Genomic DNA, 16,915 nt, shown 5'->3' with positions numbered 1-16,915 from the left:
CCTTACTTTATCAATCATGTAACCTACATTAACCAAACCACTTTTTCAAAGTTGGCACTCTCTTTATTACCAACCAATCAAAAGTCAAAGCCACAAGCAACGAAATGCCTACTAGCGGGAACAAAATCCCCAGCATGATAATAAGTATTACTGCTCCTTTCATTAATTTAAAGTTCTTTGGTAAAGAAGGTGCACCTAACGTACCAGATGGCTTACGTTTCCACCACATCATACAGCCTGTTACAGCAGTTCCGATTAATACAAGACAAATTACAAGATCTAATAGCTGATTAACTAACCCGAAATAACGCCCTTCATGCAGCGCAATCCCAATAGAAATTGCTTTAGCCAATATCCCATAATCTTCAAATCGCAAATTCGCTAATACCTTTCCGCTGTACTGATCAATATGCAGCGTTGCTTCCCCTTTTGGATTGTTAGGTTTAACGGATAATGTGTACACACCTTTTTCTCCTTTAGGGAATGTAATTGTGTATCCATCTTCTAATTGATTTTTTTCTGCTATTTTCATAATGTCTGCCACCATAAGAGGAGCTGTTTTATTTTCCTCAGATTCTGGAACTGGTAACTTTTCTGCTGCCCAAGGAACATCTGCTACCGCTTTAGATGGAACAGTAGACTGTGGCAAATTACCATCCCATAGTCCTGTTGGGTATCCTATTTTTGTAGCCGTTGCGATTTTATTAATATAATCTCCCCATAATCCAGACCAAGGAAGTCCTGTCAGTATAAATAGAGAAATGAACAGTGAAAACCAAAATGCTGGAACAGAGTGTAAATCTCTTAGCATTGTCCTCTTTCCTTTAGAAAACCTTGGAATCAATGTACCAAATATTGATTTTTTATTGCGCGGCCACCATAAATATAAGCCGGTAATCAGCAAAATCATGGCCCAGCAAGCAGCCATCTCGACAATCCGATCTCCCGCCTTGCCAATCATAAGCTCACCATGCATCCTTTCTACCTGGCTCATGAATTTCTCTTCTTTCTTTAAATCTCCTAAAATCTTGCCATCATGTGGGTTTACAAATACCGTCATTGGAACGTCCTTATCTACAATTCCTACTTCTGCTGAACGATCTGATACAAAGGATGGCTTGTACTTTGTAATAGAAGCATCCGGATACACTTTTTTCACTGCTTCTATTTGTTCTTCAGCAGTTAAGTTTTCTTTTGCAACTTGCACATAGAAATAATCTTTATATATAATATTTTCAATTTGCGGTTTAAATAAATAGATTATACCTGTGATTGCTAATAAGATTACAAAAGGTGCAAAAATAATACCGGCATAAAAATGCCAGCGCCATACAGCTCGATATAAAAATTGTACTTTTGAACTGTCTACCTGAGCTTCATGTCCTTCAGTAGAATGATTTACTGTTTGTTGTTTTGCAAACATATTTCATTTTCCTCCTAAATGATACTTATCCTTCCTATCTTTATAGAAACTTATAAGACTATAATTTCGATTATTAATATATCGGATATATGTGAACATTTTGTGAGAATTTTTCAAACTTATTTGTAATTCTTTTATGAAACTTCCATTTTATATATTTTATTATTTGCAAAAAACGATTGCTCTTTTCAAGCAATCGCCTTTCCTTTTACTATCTTTTTGGCAATACCAGACCTTTATACAAAAGTACTGTTGTCCAGTAATATGCAGAATAAATAAGAACAAATAAACCAATCGGCATCCAAATTTTCACATACGGATCAAGCAAAATGAATGAAAATAGATTCATGCCAACTAATACATGAGCAATTCCAACAATCCCAGGAAATAAGAAGATGAAGAATACTTCTTTATATATGCTGCGAGAAAGCACTCCTTTTCGAACACCAATTTTCCGAAGCATGGCATAGCGGCGTTTATCTCTAGATGCTCCCGTTAAAATTTTAAACATAAGTGAACTAGCCATCATCGCAAGAAAAGAAGCGCCTAGGAAAAATCCCATAAACATTGTGCCGCTCATAAAAGTATACATATACTGATACGTCGTCATTTTCGTTTGCATTGGTACTTCTTCCCCGATATTTTTTTGTGCAACTTCTTTTTGTCGTTGATCTATTTTTGTAAGAATCGGTTTATATTTTTGCAGATCATCAACACGAACTAAAAGGAGTAAATGCGTTTTCCCTTGTACTTTTTCATAATTTTCTCTGTCAGCAATACGGAGCGGCTTTCCTCCAAATTGATTGTAGCTAATTTGAAATTCATGAATGAGTGCATCTTCCCATTGCTGAGGCATGCTTGGATATTTCCTTGTTGCTGGGTTCTCGAGAGAGGTGTATATAGATTCAGAAAGTGTCTCACTTACGCGAACACGAATTGGCTCTTTACTTTTCTTCGCACTTCTGTGATCCGAGATAAGCGGTGGATGATCAAGTAAATCGTCACGCAAAAAGTAAACCGCTTCCTCATTTTCTTTATATGAATACTTCTTTTCTTCTAAAATGTTCATTTGCTTTAATTCTTTAATTTCTTCGGCATTTGGATCATGAATCGTTGCATCATACACTCGTGAAAATTCCGTTGTCATTCCAACATTTTTTTGAAACGCCATCCCAGCTGTCATCGCACCAGCACCTAGTGCAATTAACATAGAAACTGTTCCTAACACTCTCGATAAACTATTAATTCGAAAACGTAGCTGTGCAAGTGTAAAACTATTAAGTCCGGCTTCATTTCTTTTTCTATTTCTTTTTAACATCGTAACAAATAAAGGCAATAATGAACCAAATATAAAATAAGTTCCAATTGTCGTACAAATCGTTGCAACTATAAGTCCCATTTCCTTTAATTCATTCACATGAATGATCGAGTAATATCCAGTGCCTAGCATCAAAATTCCAAGCACTGTAAAAACCGTAATACGCAATTTACTTTTTTCTACCTCATCTTGCGTTTCACCTTCTCGTATAAGCTCCAATTCTGTTTTGCGCAAAAGACGAATGCTATTAATCAGCCCTGTCACTACAAAAAGAACAAAGAAGAAAAGTAACGTTGCAATTAAAGCGGGAAAATAAAACACCTCGTATCCCTTCGCTGATACACCCATACCTTTTATAAGAATCTTCCCTATTGCACTTGCTAATCCAATTCCTACTGCATTTCCAATTATTAAAGCAATCATTCCAAGCCCTAATGTTTCAATAAAAAGCAGCTGTGCAACCTTTTTCTTTTTCGCACCAAGCATCATATACATTCCTAATTCTTTTCGGCGCAGTGTAAGCAAAAAGGAATTTGCATAAAGAATGTAAAATAAGGTTATAAACGAAAGTAATACAGAACCAATCCCGAAGACAATCCGAATGCTGCTAATGATACTATTTTCTTTCGTAAATTCAGTATTTAAAGCCATCGTTTGAAACATATAAAAAATACTTATACTAACGATAAGACCAATTAACAAAACAAGATAATCTTTCATCATCTTTTGTATACTATGTATCGATAATTTCAGTAACATGTCCTCATCTCCTTATATCGCTTCCTTAGAAGAACTCATTTTTCCAAGCACATTTAAAATATCTTGATAAAATGCTGCTCTACTTCCATTGCGGTTAATTTCCTTATAAAGCAATCCGTCTTGGATAAATAAAATGCGTTCACAATAACTTGCACTAAACACATCATGCGTTACCATCATAATGCTAACTTGATGATTTTCATGTAAATCATGCATCGCTTCTAATAAACTTTTCGCATTTTTACTATCAAGTGCTCCTGTTGGTTCATCCGCAAGAATAATTGCTGGATTATGTACGAGTGCACGAGCTGCTGCTGTACGTTGCTTTTGACCACCAGAAACTGCAGTTGGATATTTCTCTAAAATTGCTTCTATCTCAAGTTTTCTCGCTACCTCTTGTACTTTTCCTTCAATATCTTTTAAAGGCACTCCTTGCAGTGACAACGGCAACGCAATATTTTCATAAATTGAAAGATTTTCAAGAAGATTAAAATCTTGAAAAATAAATCCTAACTTTTGCGCTCTGAAATCAGATAATGCATTTCCTTTCATATTTGCAATGTCTGTTCCTGCAATTTTCACCGTACCACTAGTCGCTTGATCAAGTGTCGAAATCACATTCAACAACGTCGTTTTCCCCGATCCCGATGGACCCATTATCCCAACAAACTCGCCTTCTTTTACCGATAACGTTATTCCTTTTAATACCCTTGAGTGATTTTCCTTTTTCTTTCCATATACTTTTTCTAATTGATTTACTTCTACTACAGTACTTTTCATAACTTCATCCCCTATCTCTCAGTATTTATTAGTATCTTCTCAGAAATTTTTAAGTTTCTTGTAGGTAAATTCTTAAGAATTCTTAAGATTCACGTTATAAATACAAATAAAAAATGAGCTTGGCATTATACCAAACTCATTTTTTATTATGCAATATTCTCTTTTTGTTCTATCTCATAATCAATCTCGAGAAACTTCACACCAAACAGCCACATTTGATGATGTGCTATTAACGTTGCTGTAGCCTTCTCTCTTATCGTAAATGTTTCTTCGAGCGGCAAGCGCATTGTAAAGAAACGGTTATGTAAATATATCCCCTCATCCCCTCTTGCATTATTCCTTAATCGACTCGTAATGATAAGATTATTTTTATCATTACGCAATTTTAATATCCCCGTCATATTTGCATACGGTAATGGCAATGCAATATTCATGTATATTTCATCGTTATATTCATGCTGAGAGTAGAGCGCGACAAAGATTGTTTCATTCAGTTCATTTTTCCGAACCCACGCTCTAACGTCATTTCTACCATCTTTTTCATCTTTTATAGCAAGAATCGTTCCTTCCATCCTCTCTAAGCGATTTCCCATCCCTAAATGAATTTGTTGTACACGTCGGCTTATTTTTTCATATAGAAAAGCAAATGGCCAAAACCAACGTGACCAGTGAATAGTTGCTTTTAATTCATATTTTTTCGTGTTCTCATAAAAATCAATAATACATGGCGATACATTCTCTGTATTAAACTGTTTACTATCAAAATCTATCACTTTATTTATAAGACCTTTATATTCCTTCTCCTCTATTAAGCTATTTTCTAATAAAACATTTTCTCCTATTTTCATCTTACCTTTTATACGACTCATCGGTTTTCCATAACGAATATATGTCGGTGCAGCTTTTTCAATCATCCAGCCAATACAACCAGGTAATGCTACGCCCACTCCATTCACAACTCCATGAATCCACACCATTTGGGCAATCGTAATCGTCATGACTTGCTTAAAGTTTCCATATGAATAGAAAAGTGAGAAAAGAATAGTTACCATAAGTGTACTAGACGAGATGATAAGAAGAACCTTCGCACTCTTAGAAGTGAACTTTGTTTTCCATACAAAAATCCCGTAAATATACAGGGAAATAAGATAGAGTAACACTGCAAAAAATTCAAACGTTCTTGAATACGTAATCCCAATTGCAACTGTCATTGGTGAAATAATTATAATGAACAAAGCGGTTGTATATAACTTACTTTTCTTTTGTTGTTTTCTTCCTAATAAACCTGCAAACAAAGGAAGTAGAAAAGCAGAGTAATGAAAATGAGCCGCTGTGAGTAAAACAATATCTGAACTAAACTGCATAATTGGTATATTTGCTACAGAGGCAAGGAACCAAAATCCACCTAAAAATAAATATATAAATCCACTATCAATCGCAGTTTCTTCTAATGGTTTCCATCCTCTTTCTAATAGTCGGCATACTCCAAACAGCGCGACAATACCAGTATATATAAACCAAATTATCGCAAATAGAAAATAGTCTGTTACAAAAGCAAGCATTGCACTTATTGCTGCAACCGGATAAAAAAATACTGCAAGCTTATAACAAAATAGTTCGTCTCCATTTCTTTTTTTCTTATCTACAATAGAAAACGCCATTGGGATAAATATAAGAATAGACAATAATATAATCGATTCAACAGGGTGTAATTTGGGCCATTCTAATATAAGAAAAATGACATAGCACATGAAGCCAATCATTATATTTCGCATAGATTTGTATCCCTTTCTGTAAACGTCCCCTTATAGGAGAAAAGTGGTCCTAATAATGGATTTTGTACTTGTACATGTATCCGATAACACTCTAATTCATCATCATAACTTTCTATAATCTTTGCCTGTCCATATAAAAACTTTGGCAATGGAATCTTCACCCCACATAAGTAGAACCATTGTTTTTTAGATAAAATATGCATCGCTCCTTTTGGATCAACATGAAACGCAAGCGTCGATACAAGCAAATGTGGCTCACCAAAATAATCGACAATTTCATTTTGTTTATCATTTAAATACATAACAGCATGAAAATAACGCTTTTTTTCACCGAACAAAAACATTCGATTCCATCTTACAAATATCTCTCCTTTCCTGTCTTTCTCTGCTTTATTTTGGATAATAAATGGTACTTCTGTCCCTCTTTCTGAAAAGAACATCCGGAATTTCGCTGCTACTTTTAAAAACATTCTTACAGCAGCAGAACCTTCTGTAATTTCATCCATTTTCCCTTCTCCTGTAAAACCAAGTTCTTCTGTAATCGCATACCGTTTTTGTAATTTTGGATGTAACCGATGATAGGATTCTCCTAATAATGTTTCGTAAATGGAAGGCATTTTTCTACTCCTTTCTACTTCTCTTACAATTCCTCGCTTGCGGTAAGTCATTACTATTCATATAACCAATTATTGAGAATCCAATTAATATGATGTTTAACGTAATCGGATTAAAAGGTTGTATAAAACTAGCGATATTTGTAAATCCCGCCGCAACTGTCAATATTATTATTATGAAAGCATGAAGAAAAAATAATTTCTGTTTTTGGAAAGGTAACAACCAGATCACCCCAAACACAATTTCCAAAAATCCAACCATTTTAATCATTGCAGTAGCATAATTCTCTGAGCCAATAAGTTTAGAAAGCATCTGCACCTCCTCTGGATGAGTATATATAATTTTCGGAATAAGACCTTGATAGATCCACACAAAAGATAGCAAAAAGCAAATGAGGTAATATGTAATAGCTCTTTTTAATAATAAACGCGGATGAAATCCTTTTTCTAACCACAATTTCAAGGCATCAAAACTCCAAGCTGTTGCCCACCCTAATAACGGTCGAAATATATATGAATCTATAAATCTTCCTATACCTCCAAACCTCGTTTCATAATCATACTGCGTTTCAAAGCGAATCTTATTCTCATTCGGTGTATACTTCCAATAGCCTCTCCCTACTGAAATTAACGAAAGCTTACTATCTGTCCAAAATTTCAGTGACGAAATGCGTTCCCCGCCTTCTTTTTGTAATTCTCCTATTGATTCTCCTTCTCCAGCAATTTCAAGTCCGAAACCAATTTTTGTTTTATATAAAAAACGCTGTGGTTCTCCTTCGTTCTTCTCTAAATACGATATTTCTGTAAACCGTGTATCCCATTCGGTATGTATCTTTGGATCTTGTGTATATTTCCAAAGTTCATCCATTGTAGTTTCTATTGCTGTTTTTACATAAATAGGATTTTGTTTTTTCATTCTCACCCCTCCACTCCAATTACGTGTAAAATATTGTTAGAACTACTTCTTTTAACCACATTTTATACCATTTTTATTTTTTTCTATATTAGTTTAAATTTTCGAAATAATTATAACCTACTTGATTTCTCCCAACATTTTGATTACTATGAAACAAATGTTACAAACAACTTCATACAACCAATTACTCTCGCCTAACGACGTGAGATAGAGGTCGCAACTTTTATGAGTATTCTATAGGAGACACAGAGATTGTCAGTGAATATAGATGAAAGGAAAAGTTGCCGAAATGTACATGTGTCTCTGAACATATACATTGGGGCTGATTTCGAATAGAAACAGAACTGTCATATATACAGCGGTGTATATATGAAGAGCTATCTACAAAAAAGAGAGATCATGTTTTTATGATCATCTTCTTTTTTGGCGGTTTTTTTATTAGCTCCGTTTTCTGTTTCCTTTTTTCCTGTAACAGCACCATCCTCGCCTATTTGAGATGGTGTTTTTTATTTACTTTTTACAGGAGTAAAAGGGATCTATATTCCCCATCTTATGTTTAACAACATTTTCCCCTAATTTATTTATCAACATTAACTTGAAAGAGGGCATTTATCATGAAAATTATTGTTCAAAAATTTGGAGGGACATCAGTCGGAAATATCGAACGGATTCAACATGTTGCCGATTTAATCATTGAAGAATATGAAAGAGGACACGGAATTGTAGCGGTCGTTTCTGCAATGGGACATAGTACAGATGAGCTAGTATCTTTAGCTTCTAGTATTACAAATCAACCTAGTAAACGTGAAATGGACATGTTACTTACAACAGGTGAGCAAATTACAATTTCTTTATTAACAATGGCTTTACAAACGAAAGGGTATGAGGCAATTTCACTCACAGGCTGGCAAGCTGGTATTACAACAGAATCCGTACACGGCAATGCAAGAATTACCGACATAAATACAGAGCGTATTCAATCCTATGTACAAAAAGGAACAATCGTCGTTGTAGCCGGTTTCCAAGGATTAAGCAGAGAACAAGAAATCACAACACTTGGCCGCGGTGGTTCTGATACAACTGCAGTTGCATTAGCTGCAGCATTACAAGCAAAAAAATGTGATATTTATACTGATGTAACAGGTGTTTACACAACTGATCCTCGCGTTGTAAACGACGCTTACAAGTTAGATGAAATTTCCTATGATGAAATGTTAGAACTTGCTAATCTTGGTGCTGGCGTACTTCACCCAAGAGCAGTCGAATTCGCAAAAAATCATAACGTGATGTTAGAAGTTCGCTCAAGTATGGTACAAGAAAATGGAACAATTGTAAGAGGAGAGTGCGCCATGGAACAACAATCAATCGTAAAAGGCATTGCATTTGAAGATAATATTACACGTGTAACAATGAAAGGCTTACAACCAGGAAAACTTTCCGCAGTCTTCTCTACATTAGCAAGTGCTCATATTAATGTAGATATTATCATTCAAAGTATTACAAATGAAGGAACTGTACATTTATCCTTTTCTATCCATTCAAATGACTTAAAAGAAACATTAGTGGTTTTAGAAGAAAATCGTGAATCTATGCAATATGAATCTGTAGAGTATGAAAACCATTTAGCAAAAGTATCAATCGTTGGATCGGGTATGGTATCTAATCCAGGTGTCGCTGCGAAAATGTTCTCTACATTACAAGAAGAAGATATTCACATTAAAATGGTAAGTACATCGGAAATTAAAGTATCTGTCGTAATCGACCGCCTTCATTTAGTAAAAGGTGTTGAAGCACTTCATGAATCATTTATGGCAAAAATCGAACCTTTTTTATCAGTAAACTAAAAAACGAGGAACCCATCTCGGAAAAGCAGATACTTTTCGGAGATAGGTTCCTTCTTACTTATCCAACGATATATCGGCGGAAATGATGCATTTATCGGCGATTCGACACAAAAATGATCTAGCCGCTGCAGCTGTCTTTTAGAACAAGTGAATGTTTTGCTTTTTGCACTCTTCACGCATCTCATCTGGCCACACTGAAGACTGCACTTCACCGATATGTGCTTTACGTAAAAAGTACATACACATTCTTGATTGCCCAATGCCGCCGCCAAGTGTTAACGGCAGTACATCTTCTAAAATTCCTTTATGGAAATCGTACTCACGTTTGAAATCTTCTCCTGCTATTGTTAATTGTTCATCAAGAGATTTGCTGTCAACGCGAATACCCATCGATGATAATTCAAATGAAGATTGCAATACTGGATGCCAGAATAAAATATCTCCGTTCAATTTCCAATCATCATAGTCACTTGCACGCCCATCATGTTTTTCACCAGAACGCAACTCTCCGCCAATTCCGCTAATAAAAACGGCACCGTGTTCTTTTGCAATTGCATGTTCACGATCTTTTGGCGTTAATTCTGGATATTTATCCTCAAGCTCTTGTGATGTGATAAATACGATATCTTCCGGTAAATATTTGCCAAGAAACGGGTATTTTTCAAACAAATAGCCTTCTAAATCTTTGAATATTCCGTAAATTACTTGTACTGTTTCTTGTAAATAATCTACTGTACGCCATTCTTTTTGAATCATTTTCTCCCAATCCCATTGATCAACGTAAATGGAATGCGTTGCATCTAATTCTTCATCACGGCGAATTGCGTTCATGTTTGTATATAAACCTTCACCAGCTTCATATCCATATTCGTGCAGCGCGAATCGTTTCCATTTCGCTAGTGAATGTACAATTTCTAACTCTTCTCCTGAATGCAGCATATCAAATTCAATTGGACGCTCCACACCGTTTAAATGATCGTTTAATCCTGATTTTTTCGTTACAAATAATGGTGCAGATACACGGAATAATCCAAGACGTTTTGATAATTGCTCTTCAAAAAATGTTTTAACTTCCTTAATTGCGATTTGTGTTTCTCTTACTGTCATTAATGTTTGGTACATGATGTTTTCCTCCTAAAATGTTTTGATGTAATGAGGGAAGAAACCATTAAAAAAAGCCCTTCTTTCCCAAAAAAACTGGGACGAAAGGCTTTGGTTCCGCGGTACCACCCAAATTAGCAACAGAGGTTGCTCACTTACCAGTACGGAGATTAGAGATAACTCGATACTGTTCTTCTTGTAACGGCGAAGTTCCCGGCTAAGTCTACTTTCCTAAAAAGGATTTCGGTTAGCGACTCCAGGAGGTTCTTCATAACAGGCTTCGTATCAGGCTCACACCATCCCTGACTCGCTTGGACTACGTCCTATTACTACTCTTCCTTTCACAGTCATTTTACTGTCACATCTCTGAAACATTTTATTAATGTTTATTCTATACAAAAAAAGAAGAAAGTCAACAAAAAGTTTTAAAATATTTTTCAATTCTTTATTTTGCGTATTTACAAAATAAAGTGTGTCACACTTCAACAAATTATACTGTCTTATTAGTACAGATAAAATGTAAGGAGGATCTTCATGGGGAATTTAACAAATAAAGCTCCTGAATGGTTATATGTATTTGTATTTTGCATTGCTGGGATCAGCGTCGTTTCTCAAGGATTCATCATGATTCCAATTGAAAGTCAACTTATATTCTATTTTCAAATTCCTAAAAATGTTTTCTATCTCTCAAGTAGCATTTTTTCAATTTTCTACGCCATTGGATTCTTAATTTTTGCTCCTCTTTCCAAACGCTTTGGAAAGAAAAATTTATTAGTTCTCGGACTATTCGCTTTGTCCTTTTGCACGCTGACTATTAGCTTTTGCAAAATATACAACTTATTTTTGTTCCTTAGAGCTTTGCAAGGATTAGTAGCAGCTACATTTACACCTTTAGCACTTGCATATGCATTCGAATTGTTTATTCCAAAACGTCAAGGCTATATTATCGGTATCTTAAGTACAGCCTTCACAATGTCTAGCATATTAGGACAAATACTCAGTAATTGGTTTATATCTCAATACGCTTTTCCTACTCTTTTTTATATTTTCGCTTTCATTCATCTTATATGTGGAGTAACTTTATATTTTATTCTGCCCACATCTACCAAAAGTGATCGTCCATTATCTATCGCATACTGGTTTGATATGTTTACATTATTTCGAAATCGCTACATTACAATTTGTCTTGTGATTACCTTTACGCAATTTCTTTCATTCGTTGCCATTTATAGTTCTTTGCATCACTTATTAACCCAAATGTATCACCTTACAAATCATGAAATTTTGCTATTTCAATGTCTTGGCATAATCGGAATGTCTATTTCTCCTTTTATGAATAATTTTATTACACATACTAGAGCCCCCAAAATGATTACATTCGGACTTATTATCATGTGCACAGGAGTACTTTTGTTTTTGAAATTGGATCGTATTTATTTTCTCGCAACCACTACAATCGTATTTGGGGCAGGTATTTCGATCGTATTACCTTCGATCATTTTTCATATTGGACGAATAAGCGAGGAAAGAAAAGGAGACGCAATGGCGCTTTATACATTTACTTTATTTTTAGGCTCAAGCATCGGTCCATATATCGGAACAAAGATGATATTTAAATATGTCGTGCTTATTATTTTCTCTGTCCTATTCTTGACTATCCTAATATCACTTTCTTTACGAAAGAAGCAAAGTTATTTCTACGAAAATATACAAGTTAATCAAAATGATTAACTTGTAACAATATAAATAAGAGCTGTTCTAAATGTCATGACATTTAGAACAGCTCTATATTTCAATCTTAATTTTAATATCTGGAGATACGTTTGAGCTTATCTGGATTTACGACATAAAAAATCTGCTCAATTTGATTGGTATCTTGCTTCCAAGCGAAACTGAAAACACCAACTACTTCTTCACCTTTTACTATGAGAACACCTGGTTGATTATTTACCAATACTGCTTGTGCTTTTTTCCCGGCAAAGAATTTCGTAGCAATAGCAGATAGCAAACTTAGAACACGTTTTTTACTAATAATTTGATTAATTGCTGTAGCGACGTTCCCTCCTCCATCTGCAATAAACGTTACATCGCTAGTAAGAATAGCTGAAATTTCTTGAACGTTGCCTTTCGATAAAGCTGAAATAAACTTATTAATCTGCTCTTGTTGAATTTTGTATGATATAGAATTTTCATCATAAGACATATTCATTTTCTTCTTCGCACGGCTAAACACTTTACGGCAATTCATCTCCGTGATATCGAGTAAGTCAGCTATTTCACTATGTTTTAAATCTAAAGCTTCTTTTAGAACATAAACCGCTCGCTCTACGGCCGAGAGCTTTTCCATAAGAACAACAAAAGTATAATATAGTTGATCATCTTGAATGATTTTCTCCGAAGGATCCCATTTCATGTCCTGTACAATCGGTTCTGGCAACCAAGTACCAACATAAGTTTCTCTTTTTTTTCGACTTGATTGTAATTCATTTATACAACGATTTACAACCATTCTACTTACATACGACTTTATATTGTTAATATCAGTTAAATGAACCTCGCTCATCTGTAGCTTTAAAAATGTATCTTGAACAATATCTTCAGCGTCACTTACCGATCCAAGCATTTTATATGCAATAGCAATAAAGTAAGATTTGTATGCTATATATAATTCATTTATGTCTAAATGATTTTCTTCCACCTTACCCTCCTCGAAGCTAACTCACCCAATTTTTAGCATGATATACAATCACAAATACCCTAAAAAGATTTTCTAGGGTATACCTATGTAAATTTCTCAAAAAGCATTTTTAAAAAATAACATTTATAACAAAAATATTAGCTATATGAATTCATTTTGATTTTCCGACATTATAGATTGCTGCTATGCAGAAAAAAAGGAGCTTCCACTCGCTTTCTCCCTTTGTTTTCACTTCGCATGTGGCAGGAAAAGGAACTGACCGCTTCTATGCATGGACAGATGCTCTCGCCCACCTATAAAAAGATGGTTTTATGTCGGTTTTTTAATTCGTATTTATATAGATAAATCTATTTTTTCTTACTGCGCGTGGTAGGAAAGGGGTCTAACCGTCCCAATACATGGCTAGACGCTCTCGCCCACCTAACAATTTGTATTTATAATTGATTCTACAAATGATTTTGAAACCCTTTAGACCAAGAAGAATGAATGGGCTCCCACCCATATTCTTTTCGGGCTTTTGTATTGGAAGCGCCGCGTTCCCCTCGATTACTACCAGTTTGAGAAGAAGGTTGAGGTGCACCGATTGCAGAAGCATAAACTGGTAACCAATCCTGTCCCTGTGCAGGATAATCATCGACAATGTTGACCGGACCAGATGGCCATTCTAGTGCGAGTAATGCAGCTCTAGCTGCATCGTCTACATGTAAAAAAGAAACGATACCATCCGTTGCGGCCATTTCTTGTCGTCGTACTTGTTCAGCGATCATTCCATCTGTTGCATACCAAGTTCCCGGGCCATAAAGCGTTCCGTAACGAAGTATAACAAACTCTGGCATTTGAGACACTTTTTCTTCTAACGCCATAATACCTTCTATCGTTGTTTTTCGCGGAAACGGAGCAGTAATATCTAACAGTTCTTCCTCTGTAGCTGGAACCTCTCCAGGTTCATACGCCCACGAAATACTTTGTGCAATGATTCGTCTAACTCCCGCTGATTTTGCAGCATCTACAAGATTTTCTGTCCCCTCAATTCGCATTTTTGCATTATCTACCGAGCTTCCCCCACTTAACGATGTAAGTTGATGAATCACTACATCTGGCTGACTGTTTTGCAATGCAGTGAATACAGCATCTCGATCAAATGCATCTGCCACCACTGGCTTTGCACCCATTTTTGTAATTGTACTTGCCTGCGGTTCATCACGAATCATCCCGAACACTTCGTGACCCTCTTGTACTAACAAAGGAATTAAAGAACGACCGATTACACTAGTTGCCCCGGCAAGAAAAATTTTCATTTCTATTCCTCCTATATATGTTTCAACTTTTTCATCTAGTTTTTCAGACTGCTATTTTGCTGTTCATATATAAGACAAATTGAGTTTATAAATCGTGACATAGATAGAAAAAAATTTACTGCAATAAAGAATCCTTTATGAATACACTAGATTTTACAACTTATTTACGATTGCTTCTACGATATTTTCAACCGTCATCTCCCCATCAATTACATAGTCAACATTAGGTTTCACACTTTTCTCCATCTCTAAGTATGCCTCTCTCCCAGCTTGCAAGTATACCTCACATTCGAAAAGAACCTCATCAATAGTATGTAAAGGATTACGAATAAATCTTCTCGCCATTGCTATATCTAATGGCGTATCAATATAAAATGAAATGTCTATCACATCTTTCATCTCATTATTAAGGTACGAAAATGGATAGTCCAAAATAATGTAATCTACAACTGAATCATTTAATACTGATAGAATATCTGTCATTATGGGACTAACATTCCACTCATTATAATCTGCACCTTTTTCCATCCATGCACAAATGTCACTTGGCCCCTCTAAATTATAATCATCAAAATGAAAAGTCTTGGCGTTATTCAGTCTATTAGCTAACTCCTTCGTAACGGTTGTCTTACCGCCGCCAGATACAGCTGAAATAGATATTACTGTTGTTTTTCCCCCCATATTACTCCTCCATGAAATAATAGAATTTTAATCTCTTTCCTATCCCTTTACTCTAAAATAATCTTTTGCTGGAGTCTATAGTTACAATGTATTCAAGATTTAACACCTTTTACATAACACATTACTATCAGCAAAAATTAAAAGATTTCTATTAACGGGATAAACCTGATAATTTTGCGCATTACTGTCCATGTTATGATATACTATTATATCCTGCTGTTCATTTTTATGAGCAACTGTCGGAAAGGAAAAAGTCATAAATCAGAATTTTACTTCAAAGATTTATTGACTACTGTGGAAACAGATTTGCTATACAATAATAACGGAGTGATTATATTATATGAGTAAAGCTAAAGGTAAAGGCGGAACAGGTAGAGGAACAGGCAGTAAGGGCTGGAACCGATGGAAAGCCAGTGCCAACAAAAAAAAGAGTGCCAAACCTTATACAAGCAAAGGTGTTAAAAAAGCAGGTGGCGCAAAGACAAACAGTAATACAGGTGACAAATCCGAAAGATAGGGACTGCTATTTCCGTTTGATATCTTTCGTGTAAGTGTAAGATAGATGTTGTGTGGGTTTATTTTGCGGAGAAAAGCAAAGATTTAAAACAACAAAACAAGTGGTTACTCATTTTTAAAAGACAACTTTTTAAAATTCATTAATACGATAATCTATATTATGAAAAAATGGGCGTATATAAAACAGTAAAAATGATATACAAAAAGATGTTTGCCACAAATAAGCAAACATCTTTTTCTTTTACCGCTCTTTATCTACTTAATCATCTTCAGTCAATCGCTTCGCTTCAAAATACAACACTTGAATAAATTTCTTCGTATTAATTCGTGTATGACCAGTCGTTGCTAATGATTCGTTTGTTAACTCTGTCATTCGTTTACGCACAATTGTGAAATCAAAAAATTTCGGAGCATAGCTTTCAAATTTCGGATTCGAAAAATCTGTTAAACCAAGAGATGCTAAGTGATTGAGCGATTGATAAATTGCTCGGCGCACCCTTTGTTCTGAAGCTTTTCTCTCTTTATCAATTTCTCCTTCTGAAGCCATTTCACCTAACTTTTTGACAGTAATATATTGAAAAATATCTTTTAATACTGGAAATCCATGTTCAAAGGTTTCTTTCTTATCATATTGATACAAAAATTCAAGCATACTTAGTAAATCTTTACTACCGTTCTCCCCAGCAATCCCTAGTTCTGCTAATAAAAAACGGCCAGAATCAGCAAATTTTTTCTCTTCTAGCCCTGATTCTATTCGCCCTTTTGGTTGTTCCCATTGAAATACATTGTTTAATGATTTTTGAATATCTTGAATAGACCGTTCCAAACGAATACGCTCTATCACTTTTCGTACAACGGATACAACTTCAATTTTATTAAGAGGTTTCGTAATATAATATTCAACACCAAGAGAGTATGCTTCACCGATTAATTGTTTTGATTCTACTTGAGAAATCATAACCACTTTTCCCGCAAACGACGGAACGATGTGCCGAACCGTTTCAATTCCATCACGAATTGGCATTAATAAGTCAATAAATAATATATCTACTTTTTTAAAATTTAACCGATCCCCTTCTACGAAAGCCCCATCTTCTTCTTCTCCAACTACTTCTCCAAGGTCTTCATCTTCAATAATTTGCGCTAACATAGAACGAAATACTTCGTCATCATCTACGATATAATAAAACAT

General features: G+C 35.1%; 14 protein-coding genes, 1 riboswitch and 1 other annotated feature. Of the genes, 3 read left to right on the top strand and 11 right to left on the bottom strand.

The features are described from left to right. Positions 1–28: 28 nt before the first annotated feature. The 6 genes from Q9306_RS13560 to Q9306_RS13535 all read right to left on the bottom strand — a co-directional run bounded on the left by Q9306_RS13560 (position 29) and on the right by Q9306_RS13535 (position 7,585). Positions 29–1,423 carry a PepSY-associated TM helix domain-containing protein gene (locus Q9306_RS13560; protein WP_306199230.1) on the bottom strand — a complete coding sequence of 465 codons (1,395 nt, stop codon included), beginning with the start codon at positions 1,421–1,423 and terminating at the stop codon, positions 29–31. 211 nt (positions 1,424–1,634) lie between these two features. Further along, positions 1,635–3,500 (bottom strand): ABC transporter permease, encoded by a 1,866-nt coding sequence (locus Q9306_RS13555; protein ID WP_306199228.1) that lies wholly within the window; start codon positions 3,498–3,500, stop codon positions 1,635–1,637. Positions 3,501–3,512: 12 nt separating this feature from the next. After that, positions 3,513–4,280 carry an ABC transporter ATP-binding protein gene (locus tag Q9306_RS13550; RefSeq protein ID WP_306199226.1) on the bottom strand — a complete coding sequence of 256 codons (768 nt, stop codon included), beginning with the start codon at positions 4,278–4,280 and terminating at the stop codon, positions 3,513–3,515. 146 nt (positions 4,281–4,426) lie between these two features. After that, on the bottom strand, positions 4,427–6,055 hold the full coding sequence (locus Q9306_RS13545) for a YndJ family protein (RefSeq protein ID WP_306199224.1): 1,629 nt from the start codon (positions 6,053–6,055) through the stop codon (positions 4,427–4,429). Beyond that, complete coding sequence (locus Q9306_RS13540; RefSeq protein WP_306199222.1) at positions 6,043–6,672, bottom strand: DUF4166 domain-containing protein; 630 nt, start codon at positions 6,670–6,672, stop codon at positions 6,043–6,045. Before Q9306_RS13540 ends, Q9306_RS13545 begins: the two co-directional genes overlap by 13 nt. Positions 6,673–6,676: 4 nt before the next feature. Then, entirely contained in the window at positions 6,677–7,585 is a 909-nt protein-coding gene (locus Q9306_RS13535; RefSeq protein ID WP_306199221.1) for a DoxX-like family protein, read from the bottom strand. 200 nt (positions 7,586–7,785) lie between these two features. Next, positions 7,786–7,973: riboswitch (Lysine riboswitch) on the top strand. Between the two features lie 226 nt (positions 7,974–8,199). Here Q9306_RS13535 and Q9306_RS13530 point away from each other — a divergent pair. Further along, positions 8,200–9,429, top strand: coding sequence for an aspartate kinase (locus tag Q9306_RS13530; RefSeq protein ID WP_306199220.1), 1,230 nt, complete (start codon positions 8,200–8,202; stop codon positions 9,427–9,429). A 138-nt stretch (positions 9,430–9,567) separates the two neighbouring features. Here the strand turns inward: Q9306_RS13530 and asnA are convergent, their stop codons facing one another. After that, the gene (gene asnA, locus Q9306_RS13525; RefSeq protein ID WP_306199219.1) at positions 9,568–10,551 is read right to left on the bottom strand and encodes an aspartate--ammonia ligase; all 984 of its coding nucleotides are present in this window, start codon (positions 10,549–10,551) and stop codon (positions 9,568–9,570) included. A 73-nt stretch (positions 10,552–10,624) separates the two neighbouring features. Continuing rightward, positions 10,625–10,884 (bottom strand) — a binding site (T-box leader). A gap of 180 nt (positions 10,885–11,064) precedes the next feature. Between asnA and Q9306_RS13520 the strand changes: the two genes are divergently transcribed. Continuing rightward, positions 11,065–12,261 carry an MFS transporter gene (locus Q9306_RS13520; RefSeq protein WP_306199217.1) on the top strand — a complete coding sequence of 399 codons (1,197 nt, stop codon included), beginning with the start codon at positions 11,065–11,067 and terminating at the stop codon, positions 12,259–12,261. A 73-nt stretch (positions 12,262–12,334) separates the two neighbouring features. On the opposite strand, the gene Q9306_RS13515 is transcribed toward Q9306_RS13520, so the two are convergent. The 3 genes from Q9306_RS13515 to Q9306_RS13505 all read right to left on the bottom strand — a co-directional run bounded on the left by Q9306_RS13515 (position 12,335) and on the right by Q9306_RS13505 (position 15,207). Continuing rightward, positions 12,335–13,228, bottom strand: coding sequence for a sigma-70 family RNA polymerase sigma factor (locus Q9306_RS13515; protein ID WP_306199215.1), 894 nt, complete (start codon positions 13,226–13,228; stop codon positions 12,335–12,337). Between the two features lie 446 nt (positions 13,229–13,674). Then, complete coding sequence (locus Q9306_RS13510) at positions 13,675–14,526, bottom strand: NAD-dependent epimerase/dehydratase family protein (RefSeq protein WP_306199213.1); 852 nt, start codon at positions 14,524–14,526, stop codon at positions 13,675–13,677. A gap of 153 nt (positions 14,527–14,679) precedes the next feature. Beyond that, positions 14,680–15,207, bottom strand: a complete 528-nt coding sequence (locus tag Q9306_RS13505) for a nucleoside/nucleotide kinase family protein (RefSeq protein WP_306199211.1) — start codon at positions 15,205–15,207, stop codon at positions 14,680–14,682. 340 nt (positions 15,208–15,547) lie between these two features. On the opposite strand from Q9306_RS13505, the gene Q9306_RS13500 reads away from it, so the two are divergent. Then, entirely contained in the window at positions 15,548–15,724 is a 177-nt protein-coding gene (locus Q9306_RS13500; protein WP_020060606.1) for a DUF3934 family protein, read from the top strand. 258 nt (positions 15,725–15,982) lie between these two features. Here Q9306_RS13500 and Q9306_RS13495 read toward each other — a convergent pair whose 3' ends face one another. Continuing rightward, positions 15,983–16,915 (bottom strand): response regulator, encoded by a 933-nt coding sequence (locus Q9306_RS13495; RefSeq protein WP_306199209.1) that lies wholly within the window; start codon positions 16,913–16,915, stop codon positions 15,983–15,985.

Origin of the sequence: Bacillus multifaciens, assembly GCF_030756675.1 — a bacterium.
Classification (GTDB): Bacteria; Bacillota; Bacilli; order Bacillales; family Bacillaceae_G; genus Bacillus_A; species Bacillus_A multifaciens.
This window is presented reverse-complemented; position numbering and strand designations above follow the sequence as displayed.

Bases quoted from the DNA above. Each gene is read 5' to 3' on its own strand.
- Q9306_RS13560 (WP_306199230.1), bottom strand. From the start codon at position 1,423: ATGTTTGCAAAACAACAAACAGTAAATCATTCTACTGAAGGACATGAA.
- Q9306_RS13555 (WP_306199228.1), bottom strand. From the start codon at position 3,500: ATGTTACTGAAATTATCGATACATAGTATACAAAAGATGATGAAAGAT.
- Q9306_RS13550 (WP_306199226.1), bottom strand. From the start codon at position 4,280: ATGAAAAGTACTGTAGTAGAAGTAAATCAATTAGAAAAAGTATATGGA.
- Q9306_RS13545 (WP_306199224.1), bottom strand. From the start codon at position 6,055: ATGCGAAATATAATGATTGGCTTCATGTGCTATGTCATTTTTCTTATA.
- Q9306_RS13540 (WP_306199222.1), bottom strand. From the start codon at position 6,672: ATGCCTTCCATTTACGAAACATTATTAGGAGAATCCTATCATCGGTTA.
- Q9306_RS13535 (WP_306199221.1), bottom strand. From the start codon at position 7,585: ATGAAAAAACAAAATCCTATTTATGTAAAAACAGCAATAGAAACTACA.
- Q9306_RS13530 (WP_306199220.1), top strand. From the start codon at position 8,200: ATGAAAATTATTGTTCAAAAATTTGGAGGGACATCAGTCGGAAATATC.
- asnA (WP_306199219.1), bottom strand. From the start codon at position 10,551: ATGTACCAAACATTAATGACAGTAAGAGAAACACAAATCGCAATTAAG.
- Q9306_RS13520 (WP_306199217.1), top strand. From the start codon at position 11,065: ATGGGGAATTTAACAAATAAAGCTCCTGAATGGTTATATGTATTTGTA.
- Q9306_RS13510 (WP_306199213.1), bottom strand. From the start codon at position 14,526: ATGAAAATTTTTCTTGCCGGGGCAACTAGTGTAATCGGTCGTTCTTTA.
- Q9306_RS13505 (WP_306199211.1), bottom strand. From the start codon at position 15,207: ATGGGGGGAAAAACAACAGTAATATCTATTTCAGCTGTATCTGGCGGC.
- Q9306_RS13500 (WP_020060606.1), top strand. From the start codon at position 15,548: ATGAGTAAAGCTAAAGGTAAAGGCGGAACAGGTAGAGGAACAGGCAGT.
- Q9306_RS13495 (WP_306199209.1), bottom strand. From the start codon at position 16,915: ATGTTTTATTATATCGTAGATGATGACGAAGTATTTCGTTCTATGTTA.